The organism is Streptomyces blastmyceticus, from assembly GCF_039521185.1.
GTDB lineage: Bacteria > Actinomycetota > Actinomycetes > Streptomycetales > Streptomycetaceae > Streptomyces > Streptomyces blastmyceticus.
In genome coordinates this window covers 428,399-446,885 of record NZ_BAAABW010000013.1, presented here as the reverse complement: position 1 = coordinate 446,885, position 18,487 = coordinate 428,399, and the positions used below count along the sequence as shown (strand labels likewise).

At 68.2% G+C, this 18,487-nt stretch carries 17 protein-coding genes, 1 pseudogene and 1 other annotated feature; of the genes and pseudogenes, 6 read left to right on the top strand and 12 right to left on the bottom strand.

Features of this window, described 5'->3' with window-relative positions; genetic code table 11:
- Window positions 1-23: 23 nt before the first annotated feature.
- Together ABD269_RS12180 and ABD269_RS12175 are read right to left on the bottom strand one after the other, a co-directional pair.
- Window positions 24-800, bottom strand: coding sequence for a hypothetical protein (locus tag ABD269_RS12180; RefSeq protein ID WP_344117819.1), 777 nt, complete (start codon window positions 798-800; stop codon window positions 24-26).
- A gap of 19 nt (window positions 801-819) precedes the next feature.
- Window positions 820-1,002: a hypothetical protein gene (locus tag ABD269_RS12175; protein WP_344117818.1), complete on the bottom strand. Its 183-nt coding sequence runs from the start codon at window positions 1,000-1,002 to the stop codon at window positions 820-822.
- 73 nt (window positions 1,003-1,075) lie between these two features.
- Here ABD269_RS12175 and ABD269_RS12170 point away from each other — a divergent pair.
- A protein-coding gene (locus tag ABD269_RS12170) for an IS3 family transposase (protein WP_344117817.1) occupies window positions 1,076-2,295 on the top strand; the annotation gives its coding sequence in 2 pieces (ribosomal slippage) (window positions 1,076-1,355 and window positions 1,355-2,295; 1,221 coding nt in all).
- Window positions 1,354-1,467 (top strand) — a sequence feature (AL1L pseudoknot). It overlaps the preceding gene by 114 nt.
- Window positions 2,296-2,305: 10 nt before the next feature.
- Here the strand turns inward: ABD269_RS12170 and ABD269_RS12165 are convergent.
- Genes ABD269_RS12165 through ABD269_RS12130 form a run of 8 tightly spaced genes read right to left on the bottom strand, consistent with a single transcriptional unit; the run spans window position 2,306 to window position 11,139 of the window.
- Window positions 2,306-3,337: a peptidase M23 gene (locus tag ABD269_RS12165; protein WP_344117816.1), complete on the bottom strand. Its 1,032-nt coding sequence runs from the start codon at window positions 3,335-3,337 to the stop codon at window positions 2,306-2,308.
- Window positions 3,338-3,341: 4 nt separating this feature from the next.
- Window positions 3,342-4,124, bottom strand: a complete 783-nt coding sequence (locus ABD269_RS12160; RefSeq protein ID WP_344117815.1) for a hypothetical protein — start codon at window positions 4,122-4,124, stop codon at window positions 3,342-3,344.
- Complete coding sequence (locus ABD269_RS12155; RefSeq protein ID WP_344117814.1) at window positions 4,121-6,139, bottom strand: hypothetical protein; 2,019 nt, start codon at window positions 6,137-6,139, stop codon at window positions 4,121-4,123. Before ABD269_RS12155 ends, ABD269_RS12160 begins: the two co-directional genes overlap by 4 nt.
- A gap of 56 nt (window positions 6,140-6,195) precedes the next feature.
- Window positions 6,196-6,762 carry a hypothetical protein gene (locus ABD269_RS12150; RefSeq protein WP_344117813.1) on the bottom strand — a complete coding sequence of 189 codons (567 nt, stop codon included), beginning with the start codon at window positions 6,760-6,762 and terminating at the stop codon, window positions 6,196-6,198.
- Complete coding sequence (locus ABD269_RS12145) at window positions 6,759-9,299, bottom strand: ATP-binding protein (protein ID WP_344117812.1); 2,541 nt, start codon at window positions 9,297-9,299, stop codon at window positions 6,759-6,761. The genes ABD269_RS12150 and ABD269_RS12145 overlap by 4 nt, the downstream gene beginning before the upstream one ends.
- A gap of 15 nt (window positions 9,300-9,314) precedes the next feature.
- The gene (locus ABD269_RS12140; protein WP_344117811.1) at window positions 9,315-9,812 is read right to left on the bottom strand and encodes a hypothetical protein; all 498 of its coding nucleotides are present in this window, start codon (window positions 9,810-9,812) and stop codon (window positions 9,315-9,317) included.
- A gap of 48 nt (window positions 9,813-9,860) precedes the next feature.
- Entirely contained in the window at window positions 9,861-10,106 is a 246-nt protein-coding gene (locus tag ABD269_RS12135; protein WP_344117810.1) for a hypothetical protein, read from the bottom strand.
- A 37-nt stretch (window positions 10,107-10,143) separates the two neighbouring features.
- A complete protein-coding gene (locus ABD269_RS12130) occupies window positions 10,144-11,139 on the bottom strand; it encodes a conjugal transfer protein (protein ID WP_344117809.1) in 996 nt (331 codons plus the stop codon).
- 663 nt (window positions 11,140-11,802) lie between these two features.
- Between ABD269_RS12130 and ABD269_RS12125 the strand changes: the two genes are divergently transcribed.
- A complete protein-coding gene (locus ABD269_RS12125) occupies window positions 11,803-12,621 on the top strand; it encodes an MmyB family transcriptional regulator (RefSeq protein WP_486387803.1) in 819 nt (272 codons plus the stop codon).
- 44 nt (window positions 12,622-12,665) lie between these two features.
- A complete protein-coding gene (locus ABD269_RS12120; RefSeq protein WP_344117807.1) occupies window positions 12,666-13,709 on the top strand; it encodes a PhlD in 1,044 nt (347 codons plus the stop codon).
- A gap of 610 nt (window positions 13,710-14,319) precedes the next feature.
- Here ABD269_RS12120 and ABD269_RS12115 read toward each other — a convergent pair.
- Window positions 14,320-14,529, bottom strand: coding sequence for a DUF397 domain-containing protein (locus ABD269_RS12115; RefSeq protein WP_344117806.1), 210 nt, complete (start codon window positions 14,527-14,529; stop codon window positions 14,320-14,322).
- A 22-nt stretch (window positions 14,530-14,551) separates the two neighbouring features.
- Window positions 14,552-15,073 (bottom strand): annotated as a pseudogene (locus ABD269_RS12110) (DUF5753 domain-containing protein); the annotation flags it as partial.
- A 202-nt stretch (window positions 15,074-15,275) separates the two neighbouring features.
- Here ABD269_RS12110 and ABD269_RS12105 point away from each other — a divergent pair.
- The 3 genes from ABD269_RS12105 (at window position 15,276) to ABD269_RS12095 (ending at window position 18,442) form a co-directional block, all read left to right on the top strand.
- Window positions 15,276-16,403, top strand: a complete 1,128-nt coding sequence (locus ABD269_RS12105) for a DNA-binding protein (protein WP_344117805.1) — start codon at window positions 15,276-15,278, stop codon at window positions 16,401-16,403.
- 86 nt (window positions 16,404-16,489) lie between these two features.
- The gene (locus ABD269_RS12100) at window positions 16,490-17,728 is read left to right on the top strand and encodes a helix-turn-helix domain-containing protein (RefSeq protein WP_344117804.1); all 1,239 of its coding nucleotides are present in this window, start codon (window positions 16,490-16,492) and stop codon (window positions 17,726-17,728) included.
- A 288-nt stretch (window positions 17,729-18,016) separates the two neighbouring features.
- Window positions 18,017-18,442 carry an ATP-binding protein gene (locus ABD269_RS12095; RefSeq protein WP_344117803.1) on the top strand — a complete coding sequence of 142 codons (426 nt, stop codon included), beginning with the start codon at window positions 18,017-18,019 and terminating at the stop codon, window positions 18,440-18,442.
- Window positions 18,443-18,487: the final 45 nt, after the last annotated feature.

Here is an 18,487-nt window from a genome sequence, read left to right as displayed (position 1 = left end):
CTGTGCACCGGCCAGGGGTGAAGTCAGAAGCCACAGGCACCTCTTCGCTCCGGGCGGGCAGCAGCCGTCCGGCCTCGTACGTCGCGCGCCCGGCTTGTCTCACCGATGAGATCCAGTACGCGGATGACGTCCGCGGAGAGCTCCCAGCCCGCGAGCGGGTCGGTATGGGCCAGGCGGCGCCAGAGGGCATGGGCGTTGCGGGCGCAGCGCGCGGTGTCCTGCGGCGGCTGGGCGTCGGCTTCGTGGCGTTGTTGGGCGGTGTGGAGCAGGAGCTCGATGGTGTCGTGGCTGTTGGGCTGGTGGCGCAGGGTCAGCCAGGTGCGCAGCGTGAGGATGTTGAGGGTGTGCGGGTGGCGGAGGCCGTATCGCTGTGTCAGTGCGGTTTCGAGTGTGGTGGCGATAGTGATGGCGGCGGCGAGGTCGTGGGCTCTCTCGGCGGTGAGCAGGTGTGCGTAGAGCGGCTGGTGGTGCGAGGGGAGCGGGGCCTGCCAGTCCCGAGCGGTCGCCAGGGCGGGAGCGTGGACGGGTGGGGTGGGGTGTGGGGTTTCGAGGACGGTGACGTTGCCGTCGGTGTCGACGAGGAGGGGCCAGATGGTGCCGTCGGGTTCTTTGGCGTTGACACGGACGGTGCGGTCGCAGAGGGCTGCTCTGACGCGGATTTCTGCGAGGGCGGCGACGCGTGGTTCCTGGTGCGGTTCGGCGTGTACCGGTTCTCCGTCGAGGGTGGTGTCGCCGGACGGTGTGACGGTGATGGTGTAGAGGGGCGTGGCCGGTACCTGGTCGGGGTCGGTGGCAGGCATGGTGCTCTCCTTTCCTTTGTTATCCGCCCTGCGGGAAGTACGGCGGGCTCCAGCCCAGATAGGTGGCACCCCATTTGGTTTCGATGTCCGTCGCGGGCACGATGCTGATGCGACCAGGGGTTTCGATGTCGTTTGAGGCTATTTTTCCGTTGCCGACGTAGAGTGCGACGTGCCCGGCGCGGCTGCCTGTTGTCCAGAACATGAGGGCTCCGGCCGGGGGGTTGTGAACCGCCCCGTGTTCGTTGGAGGGTTCGAATCCTGGAGGATTGGGACCTATGCCAGCGAAGAGGAAGTACCCGGACGAGCTCCGTGAGCGGGCCGTGCGGATGGTGTTCGAGATACGCGAGCAGACCGGCATCAGAACGGGGTCGATATCGCGGGTTGCCGACCAGCTCGGCATCAACCGCGAGGCGGTGAGGAACTGGGTGCGCCAGGCCGAGGTCGACGACGGCAAGCGGCCCGGGACCAGCGCCGCGGACGCCCAGCGGATCGCCGAACTCGAACGGGAGAACCGTGAGCTGCGGCGGGCGAACGAGATCCTCAAGGCCGCGTCGGCTTTCTTCGCGCGGGAGCTCGACCCGCGACTGCCGAGATGACCGAGTTCGTCGACGAGGTGCGGGAGGAGCTCGGGGTCGAGCCGGTCTGCGAGGTGCTGCAGTTCGCTCCGTCCACGTACTACGCCGCCAAGAAGCGCGAGGCCAGTCCCTCGCCGCGCCGGCTGCGGGACGAGGAGCTCACGGCGGAGATCCAGCGCGTCTTCGACGAGAACCACCGTGTCTACGGAGCTCGAAAGGTCTGGCGGCAGTTGCGCCGCGAGGGCATCGAGGTGGCCCGCTGCACCGTCGAACGCCTCATGCGCGCGCTCGGCCTGGCCGGCGCCGTCCGCGGCAGGACGGTCAGGACCACCGTCGCGGACCCGGCCGCCGAGCGTCCCGACGACCTGGTGGACCGGGACTTCACCGCCAGCCGCCCGAACCAGCTGTGGGTGACCGACTTCACCTACGTCGCCACCTGGGCCGGGTTCGTCTACGTCGCCTTCGTCCTGGACGTCTTCTCCCGGAAGATCGTCGGCTGGCGGGCCGCCGGCCACAAACGCACCGATCTCGTCCTGGACGCGCTCGAGATGGCCATCTGGTCCCGCGACCGCGACGGGGCCACTGACCTGCACGGACTCATACATCACAGCGACGCGGGCAGTCAGTATGTGTCCATCCGCTACACCGACCGGCTCCGCGAAGCCGGCGCCGCCCCGAGCGTCGGCACGGTCGGCGACGCCTACGACAACGCGCTCATGGAGTCCACGATCGGCCTCTTCAAGACCGAGACCATTAAACCCGGCGGCCCCTGGCGGACCCTCGACGACGTCGAGATCGCCACCTTGACCTGGGTCGACTGGTACAACCGAGAACGCCTCCACAGCAGCATCGGCAACCTCCCGCCCACCGAGTACGAGGCGATGCACTACCGTTCACAACAAGCGGTACAGAGCACCTGAAAACCACACATCACACTCTCCAACGAACCCGGCGCGGTTCATTGCGGTCTTTGTCATGCCGCATGTCTTTCGGCATCACGTCCAGGTAGTGGTCCTGGGCGTAGGTGGTTCCGGAGAAGGTCCAGCCGTAGGTGGTGGCGACGAAGGCCAGGCACATGCGGTACCACTGGTCACTGCCGCCGGAGGCCTCCTGCCGTGCCCAGCGGATGGCGTCCTCGGTGGACCGGCGGTTCTTGACGTTGTCGGGCCAGGAGGCCTGGCCGTCGTGGAACGCCTGGCCTGGTTCTCCGGGGCTGTTCTGGCTGCTGTCCGTGCAGTCGGCGGGGGTTGCCTCGTGCGCGCCCTGGCCCTGCCCGGGTGACGGAGCGGATGATGCCCCGTTATGGGTCCGGCCGGTGCCGCCTCTGGCGGGGCGGTCGATGTCGATGCCTGCTTCTTCGGCGATGCTGCGGGCTTCGTTCTCCTGGCCTGTGTAGGCGTCGGGGAATCCGCTGCGCTGGACGGCCTGGGCCGCGTCGTTGAGCGTCTTGCTTTCCCACCCCTTGATGTCGGTCAGGCCGGGCGGGTCTCCGGAGTCGCCGCCGAAGAAGAACATGGTGGCCGCGTGGGTGACGTCCATGATCTGTTCCTTGGTGCCCCAGCCGGACGAGGGCCGCTGTTGGAAGACGCCCAGGCTGTCCCGGTCGCCGTGATCGAGGTTGAGCAGTGACGATTCGGCGAGGCCGGTCATCAAGCCGATGAGCGTGGCGCGTCCGGAGAGGCCGCCCTGCGAAGCGACGCGGTCGATGGTCTTGGCGTTGGCCAGCTGCTGGGCGTGGTCGCTGCCGGTCGCACTGCCGCCAGTAGTGTCGTACTCGGTATCGGGCCTGCCGGGCTTCCCGCATCCGGAGGCGGCGTGGGCCTTCGCTCCCGACATCCCGGCAACCAGGCCGATGGCGATCAGGCCGAACAAGCCGAGGACCGCGGCGGGGACGGCGATCTTGATCAGCAGCCCCCGCCCTGCCGCTCCTGCGGCCATGCCTATGACCTCGCGTCCGTCCACAGCCTCACACCCCCAGGACCCGGGCGACGCGCCAGGTGTTGTCGCTGCTGCGCGTCGCCTCGGTCTGCAGGACGTACGTCTGCTTGTACTGCTTGTAGCCGTCGACGGCGGCCTCGACGGTCACGGTCCGCCATGCCCTGAGCGGGGTGTCGACCGGCATGCCCTGCTCGGCGTTCTTGACCGTGAGGGAAGTGACTCTGGAAATGCCTCCGTTGGAGATCAGTTCGTTCCAGGCCCGGTCGGAGTTCATCACCAGGTTCCTCACCAGGACGTCCGTCATCCACGGGGCCGCCCGGCGGATCACCGTCTCGTGGGTCTTGTCCACGGGCGGGTTCATCGTGAGATAGGCGCGGGCGAACCCTTCGGCGGCCTTCTCCGGGCTACTGAGGTCGACAGCCGCTGGCGGCTCGGACGGCGGCGGCGCCGTTGTCGTGCCCGGGATGCTGTGAGGTCCTGCCGGCTCGGGTTCGGCGGGCGCGTCTGCGACCGTGGTGGATTCCGGGGCCTGCTCGTCCTGGTGGAGGAACCACCGCGCGGAGGCCCAGCCGATGGCCAGGATCACGACGAGGACGAGCACGGCGCCGCCCGCGGTCATCGGCTCGCGACGGCGTTCCTCCTCCAGCACCTGTCTGAGCTCGGTCCGCTCGCGCTGCCGGTACTGCTTGCGGGCGCGGCGGCGCTCACTCCGTCTGCCCCTCTGCGCCTCCTCGGGGTAGTCGTAGCCGGTCTTGAGCATCTCCCGCCACTCCAGCGGGGTCTTCGTCTTCCTGTCGTCGTCCTTGCTCACCTGCCTCCGCCCCCGTTCCGGGCACCGGGCACGGACGTGCGACGGCGGCGGCGTGCGGACTCGGGGCGCGAGGGGTTCGGGCCGGTGGGCCCGCCTGGACGGACCGGCGCGCTGCGGATGACTTCACCCCGGATCACTCGCGGCGCGGTGGCCCCGGTACGCGGCAGGCGCTGGAACCCGAAGGCAGGCGGGGCGTCGGCCTCGGGCCGCAGCGTCGGCGAGGGGCGTCCTGCGGGTATCTCGGCCGGAGCGGGCTGGGCCGGTGGGAGTGAGTTCGGGCCTGCGGGCAGAGCCGGGCGCGGCCGGGCCGGGGCGGGTTCGATGGCACGGCGTCGCGGTGCCGGGGAGCCTGTCCCGGGGCCGTCCGCGACGCTGCGGCCGCGTACGGGTGCGCTCGCCGGGGGCAGTTCCGGCCTGCTCGTCGCCGGGCCCACCTCGCGTGTGCCGCTGCCGGGAGGCAGCGGAGCGCGTGCTCCTTGCGCGGAGGGCGGAGGCGGCAGCGGCCTCCGAGGCATCCCCGATCCGGCAATCCCACGACCGCCTCGCCCTCCCCCGCCGCCGGGGAAGGGCGAGTACGAGACACGGCCAGGACCGGAACCCGAGTCGGCGTCGTCGGCAGCCGACCATCGCATCGGCGGCTTGGACGGGATGCGGCGGCCGAGTCGGCGGGCTCCGCGCCAGATCTTCCCGGCACCCCTCATCGCGCCGCGCGCGGTGAGCAGGCCGCCGATGGCGGCTCCGGGACCCATGGCTCTGGAGACACCGACGATCGACTCCATGAGCTTGCGCATCCTGAACGCGGCGATGACGGAGCAGATGCTCAGCCCTGCCCCGGCGAAGTACCCGTACTCGCCGATCGTGCCGGTCGTGACACTCGTCATAATCATCGCGGAGCCCAGCACCATGGTGCTGATGAAAGACTGCAGGGCGAAGCCCAGCAGGAGGTCGAACCACTTGGTGCCCCACTGCCGGGGACGTCCGGGGATCACCCACATACAGGCGAAGAACACCCCGCAGACCAGCAGCATCAACGCCCCGAGCAGACTGGCCAGAGACGCGAAGGCCAGCATGATCGCCAGCGCCGCGAACAGGGCCACACCGAGCAGCGCCGCGAACGACACCATCATCCGGCCCAGGGGCCGGTGACCTTCCCGCCACTTCAGCGTGTCCTGACCGCCGTCGGGGTTGCCATTGACATTCACACTCAGCCATTCCTTACGCTTTTTCGCGCTCGGGCCCTGATCAAGCAGTTCCTTCCCGTACTCCTTGCATGCCTCCTTGCTGCCGAACTCCGCGATGCACCAGGGCGTGGCGACGTAGGTGCGCCAGACCGCGTCAGCGCTCTTGCGCAGCATCGTGTCGCGTTCGTCCTTGGTGTACTGGACTTCGTGACCGAGCTCGATCGGCTCCTGTGTGCCGTTGCCTAGTCCGGCGTCAGTGGCCTTGAACGCGACCGCAGTTCCGATAGTGCGGGTGGAGTCGAGGGCGCTCACCCAGATATTGGGGGTGGTCAGCAAGGAAACGGCCAGGACGCCGGAGGCGAAGACCCAGCCGAGCTGTCCCAGCGAGGACCCGGACTTGCGGTGACCGGCCCAGGCGACGAGCGCCCCGACGACCAAGGCCGAAGGCAGGAGCGTTTCGGTGACCGTGCCGGCCGAGGCGGATATCGCCTTGGTCATGGCCTTCTCTATGCCGGGCAGGGAAGTCATCTTGAACGCCCACTGGACACAGACCACGGCTGCGCGGCCGACCGTCACGGTCAGGCTCATGAAGATGTCGGCGAAAATCTCCACAAAGTCATCGGTGTCCAACATGCCGTATTCAGTGTCGAGTTCGTAGAGGTCGTCATTGTTGTAGGTCTCGAAGAAGGTGCCTGCCTCCTTTCCACCAGGTTTGGGGATGTCCGGGGACGGCAGGAGGCCGCCGACACCCGTCACCTCGAAGGTCTTGTGCTCCTTGCGCGGGCTGTCGGCCGCATTGGCCACCGATCCGCACAGCATGAGCGTGGCAAGCACTCCCATCAGTGGAACGGCCAGGTTCCGCAATCGTGGCAGCCGCCATTTAAACGGCCTCACTTGGTCTTCCCCAGAGCGGTCCTGATCGGGTCACCGTACGCGATGTCCGAGTCGAACACGGTCTCGCGTTGGTCGACCTGCCAGGAGTTGCCGTTCTTGACGAGTCGTACGGCATACCGGTAGGTCGTTGAAGTGTGCGGTCCTACGGCGGTGAACATCACCATGACGCCGGTGCCGGCCTGGTGTTCGCTGTTGCCGGGCACGTCCACAAGCGATGGCTCCGCGGTCACCGGGCCGGCTGAGGGTGCGCTATCGGACGGTGCCGTGTCCGTGTTCTCCGGTTCGGGCGATCCGGTCGACGGTGCGGCGGAGTGGTGAGGGCTGTAAGCAGCCACGCACTCCTGGACCGTTCGGCCGAAACGATGCTGGGAGGTCTCCATCTGGCAAGAGCGCGTCCAGTCGTGGTCCATCATCGCCTGCTGATACTCGACGGCGACCGCCATCATGGCTTTTGACTCGTCGGCCGGGAGCCTGGCGTTGTTGTCGTGCGTGCTCTTCTCGGACGAGCATCCGGCGACGGCCAACAGGACAGTCATCACAGCGGCGGTCACGGTGCGCTTCATGCTGCCTCTTCCTCGGGTTGTTTGGTCAGTTCCACGCCGTCGTCGGAGACGGGCGTCGTGCTCAGCAGCTGCATCAGCTCCATGGACGGGATGTCCCACTGCACGGTCGCGCTGCTGAACCGGCGGTCGCGCATGATGCAGTGGCCGTGGCGGATCTCCTGGGTGCTGTCGACACCGATGGCCTGGATCAGGGCACGTGTGTGAGGGCCCTGGGGGAGGTCGAGGAGGGCCGCGAGCGCGTCCTGTTGTTCCGCGGAGGTCAGCTGGAATCCGAAAACGGTGGTGAGCTGTTCGAGCAGGCCGGTCAGTCCGGCCAGTGACTCGGGGTCCTGGGTGTCCACGACCAGTGCCGTCCGCAGGGCGCGGCCCACCCGGGCCACGTACTGCAGGAAGGAGGCGCCCTCGCGGGTGGCGGTCAGGACGTGTACCTCGGGTACGGCCAGGACCTTCCGCAGGCCGCGCAGGTCCTTGCGGCCCGCCATGCTGATGCCGTACGCGAGGAGCGAGTGGACCAGTGCCACGCTCAGGCGTTGGTGTACGGACCAGTCCTCGCGCTCGTCGTCGGGGGACGGCAGTGTGATGCCGGGGACTTGGACGACCCACAGTCCGGGTTCCGGGGACAGCAGTGCACCGCCTACCGGCTTGCCCATGAAGGGGGCGCCCAGTGCGGTCCGGGACAGCTCCAGGAGGGCATCACCGGCCTCGCGGGCGAGCTCGTCCTCGGACTGCCGCAGGTGCTCGATCACCTTCCAGGTGCGCGGGGCGCCAGCGGCGATCACTTCGTTGACCGCCAGCTGGATCGGTGTTTCCGCGCCGCGCATCCGCAGGTGCTGCGGCAGGGCGATGCCCAGCTGGGCGGGTACTTCCGTCTGGGCGCGCTCGGCTCCCTCGCCGGTCAGCAGCGCGAACAGGTCGGCGATCCCGGCGAACTGCGCTCCGGTCTCGATCAGTTGGGCGTTCAGGCCGTAGTACCGGCCCGCGGAGACCAGGCCGCCCATGTCGCCCTTGAAATCCAGGGCGAGCACGAACGATCCGCGGAAGGCTGCGTCCAGCAAGGACAGCATCATTGCGGTCGTCTTGCCTCTGCCGGACCGGCCGATGAACGCGGTCGTGGTCGCGTCCCCGCGGTCGGAGCCACCGGTGAGGTCGTTGCGGACGACACCGGGGGTCGTGCCGGTGAGGAAGCCGATGATCGGGCCCTCGTCATCGCCCACGGACGCGCCGCCCCAGAACCAGCTGCCCGCGAGTGCGCCGACGGTGCGGGTGTGCATCAGATCGGGGATGCGGACCCGGTCGCCGGGCTGCGACTCCAGCCACGCTTCGCGCTGTTCCTCCTCCAGGACGCTGACCTCGATGCCCATGCCGCCGTAGTGCGTGATCACCGCGTCGACCCGGGCCCGCAGATCCTCCAGCGACGCGTCGCTGCTGACGACGATCCGGGGGTGGTCCTCCAGGAGTGTGACGTCCTCCCGCTTCATGTCGCGCGAGAGGGCCTCCATCGTCTCCTCGGTCTCCTGGATCTCCTGGCCCGTCTCCCCCGCGGAGTGCTCCGACGCGCTCTGCCGCTGCTCCTTGGCCAGGCGGCGCGCCTCGTCGATCTTCTTCAGTGCGTCCCGGCGGTGCATCACCTTGAACCGCACGGACGGCTCGGGGTTGACGGGCAGGAACGTCACCTCCGGGTCGACGTCCTCGCCTTCCCACTCGGGTACGTAGGTGATCTCGGAGACGGCCCGCAGCCACTCCCCCGCCCCCGGTGACTCCATCTGCTCAGGGAAGCCCGTCATCGCCAACACCGCGCTCCAGGCGGCGACGTCACCCCGGCCGTCGAGCAGGCGCACATGGTCGGGGTAGGGCAGGACGCGGCCGCGCACCAGCTGCGCGATCTTCGCCCCGCCGATCACACCGTCCCCGTCGGGAGCGGGCAGCACCGTACCGCGGTGCTGTTCACGGGCGATCGACCAGGCCAGCATCTCCACCGTGGCCGACTGCGCCTTCCACGGCGTGGTCTCCAGCTGGCGCCCCAGCCGCCGGGCCAGCGCGTCCAGGCGCGCGAGCTCCCGCGCGGGCACGGCGGACGAACCAATACCGAACGCGCTCTGCGCCCCTGCGCGGCCGCGGGCCGTGGCCTGGCCGGAGCGTTCGGCGATCCGCACCCCCAGCAGCAGATGACGGGTCGACAGCCCCAGGTCCTCCAGCCGGCGTACCCGGGCATCGGCCCACGCCGGGAAGTCGCCCACCGTGAACAGCCGACCGGCCTCGGTGCGGTAGTCCTCCGCGTCCAGCGGCGACCACACCACCTTCAAGTGGCAGTCGTACCCGGCCAGCAGCCGCGCCAGCGCCCCGGCCACCTGGTCGTGCTCGGCATCGCGTGCGCCCTCGCTCATCAGGTCGGTGTTGGAGCTGCCCAGGACGTACCATGCCTGCGCGTGCGTCTCCGTCACGATCAGCCCGTCGGCGATGGCGACATACCGTGGCGGCGGCGCCGAGCGGTCCCCCGCAACCCCGGCCAGCCTCGCCATTCCTTTCAACAGCTTCATGCGCGTCCTCCCCTTTTACTGCTTGGTGCGGCCGCGTCGACGGGCGCGATAGACGACGTCCGGCCCGTACAGGCGCGGGCGGATATCGAGCGTCACCGCCCGCCCGGCCGCCGTTTTCGGCTCGTCGCCTCCCAGCAGGCCCTCCACACCACCCATCCCGGGCAGCTCCGCCAGGCGCCCGGCCCTCTCCCCCAGCCGGGCCCGCAGCGGCAGCCATTCGGCACGCCCCGCCGCACGGCGCCCGCCGTTGATCACCGGCCGGTGACCGACCATCAAGTAGCGGACCGTCAGGGCCCAGTGGGTGAGATTCCATCGGCGGTCGATCCGCTTGCTGCGCTGCGCGCCGTAGTAGGTGATCAGCGCGGGCGGCACGAAGTAGAGGACGAAGAAAACCCTCGACGGCCACCCGAACACCAGGAACAGGACACCGACCCACACCACATAGATCACGAACCCGGTGATCAGCAGACGGCGCGGAGGCCCCTCCCCCCAGGTCGAAGCCGAGCAGTTCATGCTGCCGGGTCTCCAGGTCGAAATGCCGGGTGTAGGTGTGCCCGACCCTCATGTGCCGACCACCTTGGTCCAGACATCCACCAGCACGGACTTGGTGACATCCGACGCGTACACGAATCCGGCGACCACAACACCGGCCATCACGTGGGTGATCAGCCCGCCCCACTCGCGCTTCGCGTAATGCCCGATCCCCCGGACGATCAAGATGATCAGGAAGACGTTCCCGGCGACTGTGATGACCCAGTCCTTCAGTTGCACCCCGCTGGTCAGCGCGGCCAGGGTCTGGTTGCCCATCAGTGCTCCCCCTCAGGTAAATACAGGCGGCCACGGCTCATGCCGCGCCGCCCTGGATCTGCGCGACCTGCCAGCGCGCGGCGGAAGCCGAGGACACGCGGGTCAGCTCAATGCGGTAGGTCTGCGTGATCTCCGCACCGGAGAGCTTCCACGCGACGACGGCTGTCCCTGTGCGGGTGTCACCGCTGCCGTTGTCGGCAGACCAGTTCTGCAGGCTCCCGAGCGACAGACCGGAGGACAGAGGCGCGATGGACGCGCCGGGCGCGGTGACCGAGTCGGCAGTGCCGTTCGCATACGCGGCGACGAACCCCTCCACGACACCCCTGGTCGACTCACTGAACGGCAGATCGATACCCGGGGCGGCCTGCTCCGGCACCGGCGGCGCGCTCCTGGGGACTCCAACGATGCCGGGCTGCCCAGTCACGACGATGCGCCCCTCAGTGGAGACCACCGGCACCTCCAGCCCGACCCACCGCTGCTCGGGCACCGAAGGCTTGTCCTTCTTGTCCTTCGGCTCCGCGACCGGCGTGCTCACCAGGACATCCACGTGCACACGGGCCCGCTTCCGGTCCTGCTGGGGTGTCACGGCCCCAGGCTGAGCGACCAGAACGTCCTGATGACCTTTCGCGTTCCAGCCCACGGCCGCATCCGTTCCCGAGGGAAGGTCCCGCGCCAGCTCCTTCGCTCTCGCCTCCGGCGCGCCCTCGTCCCACGTGAGGAACGTGCGCGCGTACCGGGCGGCAACGGCCTGGGCCTCCTGCACGGGGTAGGCCGGGGCAGTCTTCTCCTTCGCAGGCGGGGGCGGTGGGCTCTCCTGGGGCCAGAACCACGTCCGAACGCCAGTGACCACGGCCAGCCCCACCACCAGCCATAAAGCAGCCCTGCCGAAACGGGCCGCGAACCTCGCGCCGCCGCTCTCGTCCTCAACCGCCCACGGGACCCGGCGCACATCCGGCAACCGCGCACGGCCGGTCCGGGTTAACCGCAATCCCTTTGGATCCGGCTCCTGTTGGAGACGCTTACCAGCGGTCACCCACGCTTGAGCACCTTTCGGCACGGGCGAAGTCCCGGACGATTCGGCATCCGAAGTGCGGGCAGTTCGCTCCTCACGGGGTGCAGGGAGGTTGAGAATCAGTCTGGTTATTCTCCCGATAGACGGCATCAGGCAGCGACCTCCCAAGCGCCAGCACGGAACGCAGGACTCTGTTCAGCCATCTCGAAACACTGCGAAAGCCCAAGGACGCCAAGTCCAGTCCGGCCTCGCCCCGGTAGCCCCCGGTCGTCATGAACGCCTCGCTCTGAGATTCCCACCCGCGTCCCCCCTTCGATCCATCAGTTCTCAAGTACGCCGGGACCTCTCCTGGAGTCGCCGGACGCCGGCCGCACCTCCTCGGGCTGTGCAGCAGAGGGGACTCAAAGCTCACGAGTCGCCCTCACACCTCGAACACAACCTCCATTCGACGACCACAAGTTCGACACGCGCACTCGTGCCTGGGTCTCGACGCCCCGCCCCGGTACGATCACCAGGGGTGATCATGCACCACGAAAGGGTGACCTTGCCGCTGAAAGTTCTTCCGCTGAAGAACTGTTCGCGTTGCGAGGCTTCCCTGATGAACACCCCTCTGGTATAGGCCGCCCGTCAAAGGAGAAGGCTCTGAAAAAGGAAGCGTTGAGGGCGCTACTACGCGACCGACGGATGCACATCGATCCGGCCGCGCACGGGCTGCTGCCAGGCGCCACAGGGCAAGGACGCCTACCACAAGGGCTCTCTCAGGCGCAGGTCGACCAACTCCTTCATCGCGCATTCGGGACGTACGGGCGACTGGAGTCGGGGCGCTACCCAAGCCCTCCTGACGACCTACTCGAAGGAGTCGCCCGCCTCTTCCACTTCACCGAGGAGGAGTGGAAGATCTTGTGGCGCTACGCAGTAACTACCGACCCCCCGTACCCGCTTCATCCGCACTCCGGAAAGGAGATAGCGGCCGTATGGCAAGAGGCGATCGACGGCATTGGCCACATGGCCTATGTGAACAACCAAAGCTGGGACGTGCTAGCCCACAACGAGTCCTGGGTCCGGATGTTCCCTCGCCGTGAGGCGCCGCCCAACACCATGCGGTGGATGCTGCTGGCCCCTGAGGCCCGCCACATCCTCATTGACTGGGAAACGAGTTGGGTCCCACTCGTCATACCTCAACTGCGATCGGCGCTTGCAGCGCTACCCAATGACGAAGTGCTGCTTAAGATCGAGCGCGATATCCTGGCAGACCCCGTCGTAGGTCCACTCTTCGAAGCCACGCCGGACCAGTTCCTCCATCCGGACGGCGACGAGCGTCCGCTGCATCACCCCGAATTGGGGCGTGGATGGGTAAGCGTGGCCGCCTCCGAACCGCTTTCGTCTCCCAGGGCTCGCCTGATCATCCTCCTCTTCAGGACTGAACAGACCCGGCCCCGCCTCCGTCCACCGCTCACGCGCCCCAGCCCTCTCTCACCCGCAAGCGATCAGGTGCACACGTAACGCGAGTTGAACAGGTATCTCCTTACACTGAACAAAGGAGCACGATGCCTTCTCCCTATGTCACCTCCCCGATCGTCTATCTCCCCAACTACCGGGTATCCACTGATGAGATATGTGACGACATACAGGCCAACCACCCCGCACACACGCGCTTAGGAGCGGCACTTCGCGTCGTACGCAACACCGGGGTACAGAACCGCTGGTTCACTCGCCCCCTTGCTTCACCTCTTATCTCAGGCACTGCCCCACTGGATGAGCGCACAACAGCTGCCTTCTCAGACGCGTTGTCCATGGCGGAACAGGCAGCACAACAGGTTCTGAACGCCAATGGCCTGGCGCCTGCCGACATCGACGCCGTCATCACCTCCCACACCACTTCTTGGGGGGTACCGAACCTCGACGTCCAGCTCCTGGAGAGGATCGGGCTGCGCCCGGACGTTCGCCGCCTGTCGATGACGACAATGGCCTGTGCCGGCGGCGTCCAGTCCCTCATTCGCGCGAGCGACTTCGTTGCCGCCCGGCCTCGTTCCAAAGTGCTGGTCGTCGCAGCGGAGGTCATCAGCAGTGTCTACAACCACACCGACGACAGCATCGAGTCGATGATCTACAAAGGGCTGTTCGGCGACAGCGCGGGAGCATGTGTCGTCAGCGATACACCCCTCGGTGCAGGCATGCGAATCGACGACACCTGGGAATACTTGCTCCCGGGCAGCACCGCCCACTACTCCGGGCGCCTCGATGCTGCAGGCCTGCACTTCGACAGCACTCGGGCTGCGCTCACCGGGGCCGACGACGTACTACCCCATCTGCTCAACTGGATGGGCACATGGAGGCCCGACTTCCCCATCATCCATCCCGGAGGGCCCGGCATCATCGCCGGCGTCACTAAAGGGATCGGGCTCGATGACAAAGCCGCGCACCACTCGTGGGCAAGCCTGGCAGAAAACGGCAACTTGGGCGGAGTCGCAGTATTCGACGTTCTCGCCCGCACACACACCGATCCGCCCAAAGATGGCGATGAGGGACTCCTGCTCACGTTTGGCCCCGGCTTCACCAGTGCAGCAATCCGAGGAACCTGGTGCGCCTGATGCGCGGACAATCGGAGCTGGAACCAAATGCCCCGATGGGACGATCTAGCCAATACGTCGTGCAACGCCGAAGTAGGCGGCGGCCTCCATGTCGCAGACGAGGGTGTCTTGAAGCAGATCTGGCACGCGTGTCCGTTAAGCAGGTCAGCACATGATGAGCTCCGGCCGCGGAGCCCAGCCGGCCGACCAACACCCGGATCTGACAGCCTCCCTTCACCCAGCAGATGAGGTGATCCGAGAAACGATCAACGTGCCGCTGGGAAGCGATCTACCAAGAGCCTGTCTCTGAGCTGAGTCGCCCAAGGGCACTCGTGAACACTTGCAGGAAGAGATGCACAGCCAGACCAATCATGCGCACTTTGCGGCGAGCACGAGATCGCCCACCTCAAGAACTGATGGTACCTCGCCCGCCGCCACGGCCACCACGAATGTCTGCCTGAAACCATCCAGGCCGTGATGTTCAGCGCCTGATCCTTGATTGCTCGGACGTGTCCCAGCGCTGACGAAGGCACCGTGAACTTTTCGGTACGCCGCCCTAAACTTGCCCGGTCCGGACAAAGCAGTGTCCTCCCCACTTCGATTGGGGAGGACACCGCGACGGTTCAGGTGATCAATCGGTGAAGCCGTTGCCGAGCCGACCGCCACGCTGCACGTCGGCGAGGAACGCAGCCCAGGCTGCGGATGCCAGCACGAGGGCGGGGCCCGTCTTCCACTTGGAATCGCGGACGCCGACCCGACCTATCACGTCGGCGAGCTCGACACAGGCGTTGCCCGGGCCGCTGTAGGAGGACTTGAACCAGGCACCTTCAGGTACGACCAAAGTGGACGGAGTGGCATGAACGCTATTCATTCCTGATCTCTCGCGATAATTGTTGCAGAAACCCCAGGGTGTCCTCGGGCATCAGAGCCGACGCCTGGAGTACCGAGAACTTCCGGGAGAACCGGCCGACCTCACGCGGCTTGTCCGACATGGAGACAGAGCCCCACGGGTTGTCCAGCTGGACGGCCGTGGGCAGACCGTCCGGCAGATCGAGGATGGTGAAGTCGCTCGGAAACCGATAGCCGAACGGTTTCGTTCGCCTGATCTGGACCGTGACGTGATCGCTTTCTGACAGTTTGATGATCTCGTCGTACTGCTCCAGCATCACGTCGAGTTCGCCCATGAGGTAGCGAAGGGCCGCCTCCTCCAGGGCGACCCAGAGCGTGGCGGGGCCCTCGTCTCGGGTGATCAGCTCCTTTCGCCTCATCCGCAGGGCGACGCCCTGCTCCACGAACTCACTGGTCTGCTCGTCCAGCTGCTTGTTCATCTCGAAGACCGCTTCGGCGTAGCGTTCGGTCCGGAGCAGGCCCAGCACGAGCGTGGGGTGGAAGGCCCGACCCGGGTCAGCCGGCCCTCACCCTGACCGGACGTCTCACCTGCTGGTTCGCACGGTCTTCACCGGTGTGACTAATGTGTCGCGCGAGGGGCAATGCGCTCACCACGGGGATCTTCCTGAGCGAGCTCAGCGAGCCATTGCCCTGGCGGAGCACACGGTCCGGGCGAGTGAGTATGCGAGCAATCTGGTGATGCACGAGCTGGACGAGACGGCCGCAGGCGGCCCGATTGGGGTCCGCCTGGCCGCCTGGCGCCGTCGCCGCGGGCTGGCCCTGGACGACCTTGCCCTGCGCACCGGTTTGGAGGCCGAATACGTCGCCGGGCTGGAGGCGGGCCGGGAGTGGGTCGACCGGCGCGGGCCGCTGGCGGCCCTTACTGCCGCCTTGCGGCTGGATGTTGCGGACCTGACCGGGCAGCCCTACCCGCCCCGTGGGGAGGAGCACGCGGCGGTGCGGGCGGTCGCCTTCCACCTGCGGCGCCGCATCGCTCGTCCGCACCCGGACACGGCTGGAGGCCTGCTGCTGGAGGAGCTGGCCGAGCGGACCCGGGCCGCCGCACAGGCCGATGCGGCGGGCGACGAGCACGGTCTTGCGCTCGCGCTGCCGGAGCTTATCGAGAGGGCGGACCACGCGGTTGCCACCGCTCCGGCTTCTGGGCGGGAGGAGTCGGTGCGGCTGCGGGTCCAGGTGCATGTGCTGGGCGCCGGGCTACTGCGGCGCCTGGGCTACAAGGACCTGGCCTGGATGCTGCTGCATCGGGCCCGCCCCGGCACCAGCGAACCGCTGGCGGTGCTGGTCGAGGAGGTGCGACTGCTGATCGACCTCGGCTTGCCGGAATACGCGCTGGCCCGCGCTGAACGAGCCGAGCACGCGGGAGCCGGGTGGGAGCTGCCGGTGCTGTCCGCCGTCGCCCAGTCCATGACCGGACGCCGTCGGCACGCCGAACAGCTCCTTGCCACGGCCGCCGAGCTGGCCACCAGCGCGTGGGAGTTGGCCATGGTGGGCGCGGGCCGCGCCGCTGTCGCCGCCGAGCACGGCGACGCCGAGGAAGCCGCCGACCATGCACGCGCGGCGGATCAGGCCGCACTCGACGGCGCCCAGCGGTCTCACCTGCTGACGGTCGCCGCAGCGGCCGAGGCCCGCCAGGACCACGCCGATCAGGCCGCCGCGTGTCTTGTCGAGGCCGATCAGGTGGCGCCGCTGCGGCTGCGGCTGGACCCCATCGCGCGGGACCTGATCGCCGCGCTCGCCAGCCGCACCGTCGACACCGTCCAGGCCGCGGCGGTCCGGGATCTGGCCGAGCGGGCCGGGTTGCGGTGACGGCGCCCGCCTTGGTGGGAAAGACCCCTGGAGGCGGGAGGATCGCCCTACGCTACAGCTGAGGCACGGGAGTTGAGGCGGGGTGCATGGACGAAGAGCAGGCCCGGAGGATCGGCGAGCGTCTGCGGTCGGTCCGCCGTCAGCGCGGGATGAGCCTGCGCAACCTTGCGGGCCTGGCCGGGGTGTCGGTCGGTCACTTGTCGATGGTGGAGAACGGCCAGCGGCTGCTGGACCGCTCCAGCCACATCACTGCGCTCGCCGAGGCTCTGCACATCGCCCCGTCCGAACTGACCGGGCAGCCTTTCGCCCCGGTCGACCCGCACGCCACGGCAGCCCACGAGGCGATCCCTGCCTTGCGGTTGGCGCTGATGGGCTTCGCCATGGCTGCGTCACCGGACGGCCGTCCTCCCGAGGTTCCGGCGTCGGTACTGGCCGAGCGGGTAGAGAAGGCCAACCGGCTCTATCACGCGGCCGAATACGGCACCCTGGCTGCTGGTCTGCCCGCGCTGCTGGCCGACCTGCATGCCGCCGCCGAGGCCGCCGACGGTCTCGCCCGGCATGAGCTGCTGAAGCTGCTGGCCGACGCCTACCACCCGGCCTGCACGCTGCTGTTGAAGAACCTCGGTTACACCGACCTGGCGTTCATCGCCGTCACCCGCGCGTCCGAGGCCATCGCGGAACTGGACGACCCGGTCTACTCCGCGCTGTCCGGCTTCTTCCACACCCACGTGCTGATGTCGGCCGGCAGTCCCGCCCAGGCCCTGGCCCAGGCCACCGCTGCCGCCAACACCCTTCAAGCGCACCTTGCGAGCCCTGGCGCCCCCGCGCTGCTGGGGGAACTCCATCTGATCTCCGCGACCTCACTGACCCAGGACAGGCAGCGGGCCGGGATCACCCGTGCCGAGGAAGTCCGCGGCCATCTGGCCGAGGCCGCCAACCTGGCCGGCCGCACCGGCGAGACGCGGGCCTGGCACCTGAACTTCGGCCCCACCAACGTCGGCATCCACCAGGTCAGCCTCAACACCGACCTCGGTCTGCACGGCGAGGCCGTCACCGCTGGGGACGGGGTGCATCCAGAGGCCCTGGAGGCTCCGGGGCGGCAGGCCGCCTTCCATGCCGACCTGGGCCGGTCCTTGGCCTGCCTGCGGGGCCGGGAGGCCGAGGCGGTTGCGGCCTTGCTGACCGCCGAGCAGATCGCACCCCAGCGCATCCACGCCAACGCACCGGTGAGGAACACCGTCGAGTTCCTCACCGACCGGCAACTGCCCGCCCACGCCGCCCGGGATCTGCGGGGCCTGGCCCACCGCATCGGCCTGCCGCTCTGACCGGCGATTCCTCGTCCCGGCTGAGCACATAAGTCCGTACGCGTCTTACGCGCACCGCTCGTACGCGACTGGGTACGTTCGCCCCGTACGCACCTCTGCGCAGACTCCGTACACGGCTGGACATGTGACCCCGTACACGAACGCCCGCCCGGGGGAGTCCCGGCTGCGCGGACGGCCCCGACCCGCGGGAATAGTGGGTTCACCGTCGTGAACACCCCTGTGTGCTGCGGCCCTTACCTTCGGTCACGGTCCGGGCGGCTTCCCCCCGGAGAGAGGGTGAGCCGCACTATGTCCAGCACTGCGATGCACCACGACTTCCAGGTGATCTCCACAGCCGAACACGTCCCAGTGGCCCGCCGCGAGACCGCCAAGGTCCTTGCCGACTGGGGCATGTCCGAGCAGGTCGTGGACACCGCCTGCTTGATCATCAGCGAGCTGGTGACAAATGTGGTGCGGCACGCGGCCGTACTCTCACCCACCGCCACGGTCACCCTCGCCGTCGAAGAACAGACCGGGTTGGTGCTGGCCGTCGCGGATGCCCACCCGCTCAAGCCCAAGCCGCTGCCAGCCGCCCACGACCTCGGCGGGCGCGGCCTGTTCCTGGTCGACGCGTTGGTCGGGGAGGTCCACGGCCACGTCGAGGTCGTCCCGGACACCGCCACCGGCGGCAAGCAGATCGTCATCCGCCTGCCGCTGGCCCCCATCCCCGCCTGATCCACTACACGCCGCCCGCTCCCGGCACCGGCCGACGCGGCGGCC

What these genes read in the sequence shown, in the direction of transcription:
- ABD269_RS12120 (WP_344117807.1), top strand. Translation starts at nt 12,666, where the DNA reads ATGCCTTCTCCCTATGTCACCTCCCCGATCGTCTATCTCCCCAACTAC.
- ABD269_RS12135 (WP_344117810.1), bottom strand. Translation starts at nt 10,106, where the DNA reads ATGGGCAACCAGACCCTGGCCGCGCTGACCAGCGGGGTGCAACTGAAG.
- ABD269_RS12140 (WP_344117811.1), bottom strand. Translation starts at nt 9,812, where the DNA reads ATGAACTGCTCGGCTTCGACCTGGGGGGAGGGGCCTCCGCGCCGTCTG.
- ABD269_RS12180 (WP_344117819.1), bottom strand. Translation starts at nt 800, where the DNA reads ATGCCTGCCACCGACCCCGACCAGGTACCGGCCACGCCCCTCTACACC.
- ABD269_RS12125 (WP_486387803.1), top strand. Translation starts at nt 11,803, where the DNA reads ATGCACATCGATCCGGCCGCGCACGGGCTGCTGCCAGGCGCCACAGGG.
- ABD269_RS12095 (WP_344117803.1), top strand. Translation starts at nt 18,017, where the DNA reads ATGTCCAGCACTGCGATGCACCACGACTTCCAGGTGATCTCCACAGCC.
- ABD269_RS12150 (WP_344117813.1), bottom strand. Translation starts at nt 6,762, where the DNA reads ATGAAGCGCACCGTGACCGCCGCTGTGATGACTGTCCTGTTGGCCGTC.
- ABD269_RS12105 (WP_344117805.1), top strand. Translation starts at nt 15,276, where the DNA reads ATGCACGAGCTGGACGAGACGGCCGCAGGCGGCCCGATTGGGGTCCGC.
- ABD269_RS12100 (WP_344117804.1), top strand. Translation starts at nt 16,490, where the DNA reads ATGGACGAAGAGCAGGCCCGGAGGATCGGCGAGCGTCTGCGGTCGGTC.
- ABD269_RS12175 (WP_344117818.1), bottom strand. Translation starts at nt 1,002, where the DNA reads ATGTTCTGGACAACAGGCAGCCGCGCCGGGCACGTCGCACTCTACGTC.
- ABD269_RS12145 (WP_344117812.1), bottom strand. Translation starts at nt 9,299, where the DNA reads ATGAAGCTGTTGAAAGGAATGGCGAGGCTGGCCGGGGTTGCGGGGGAC.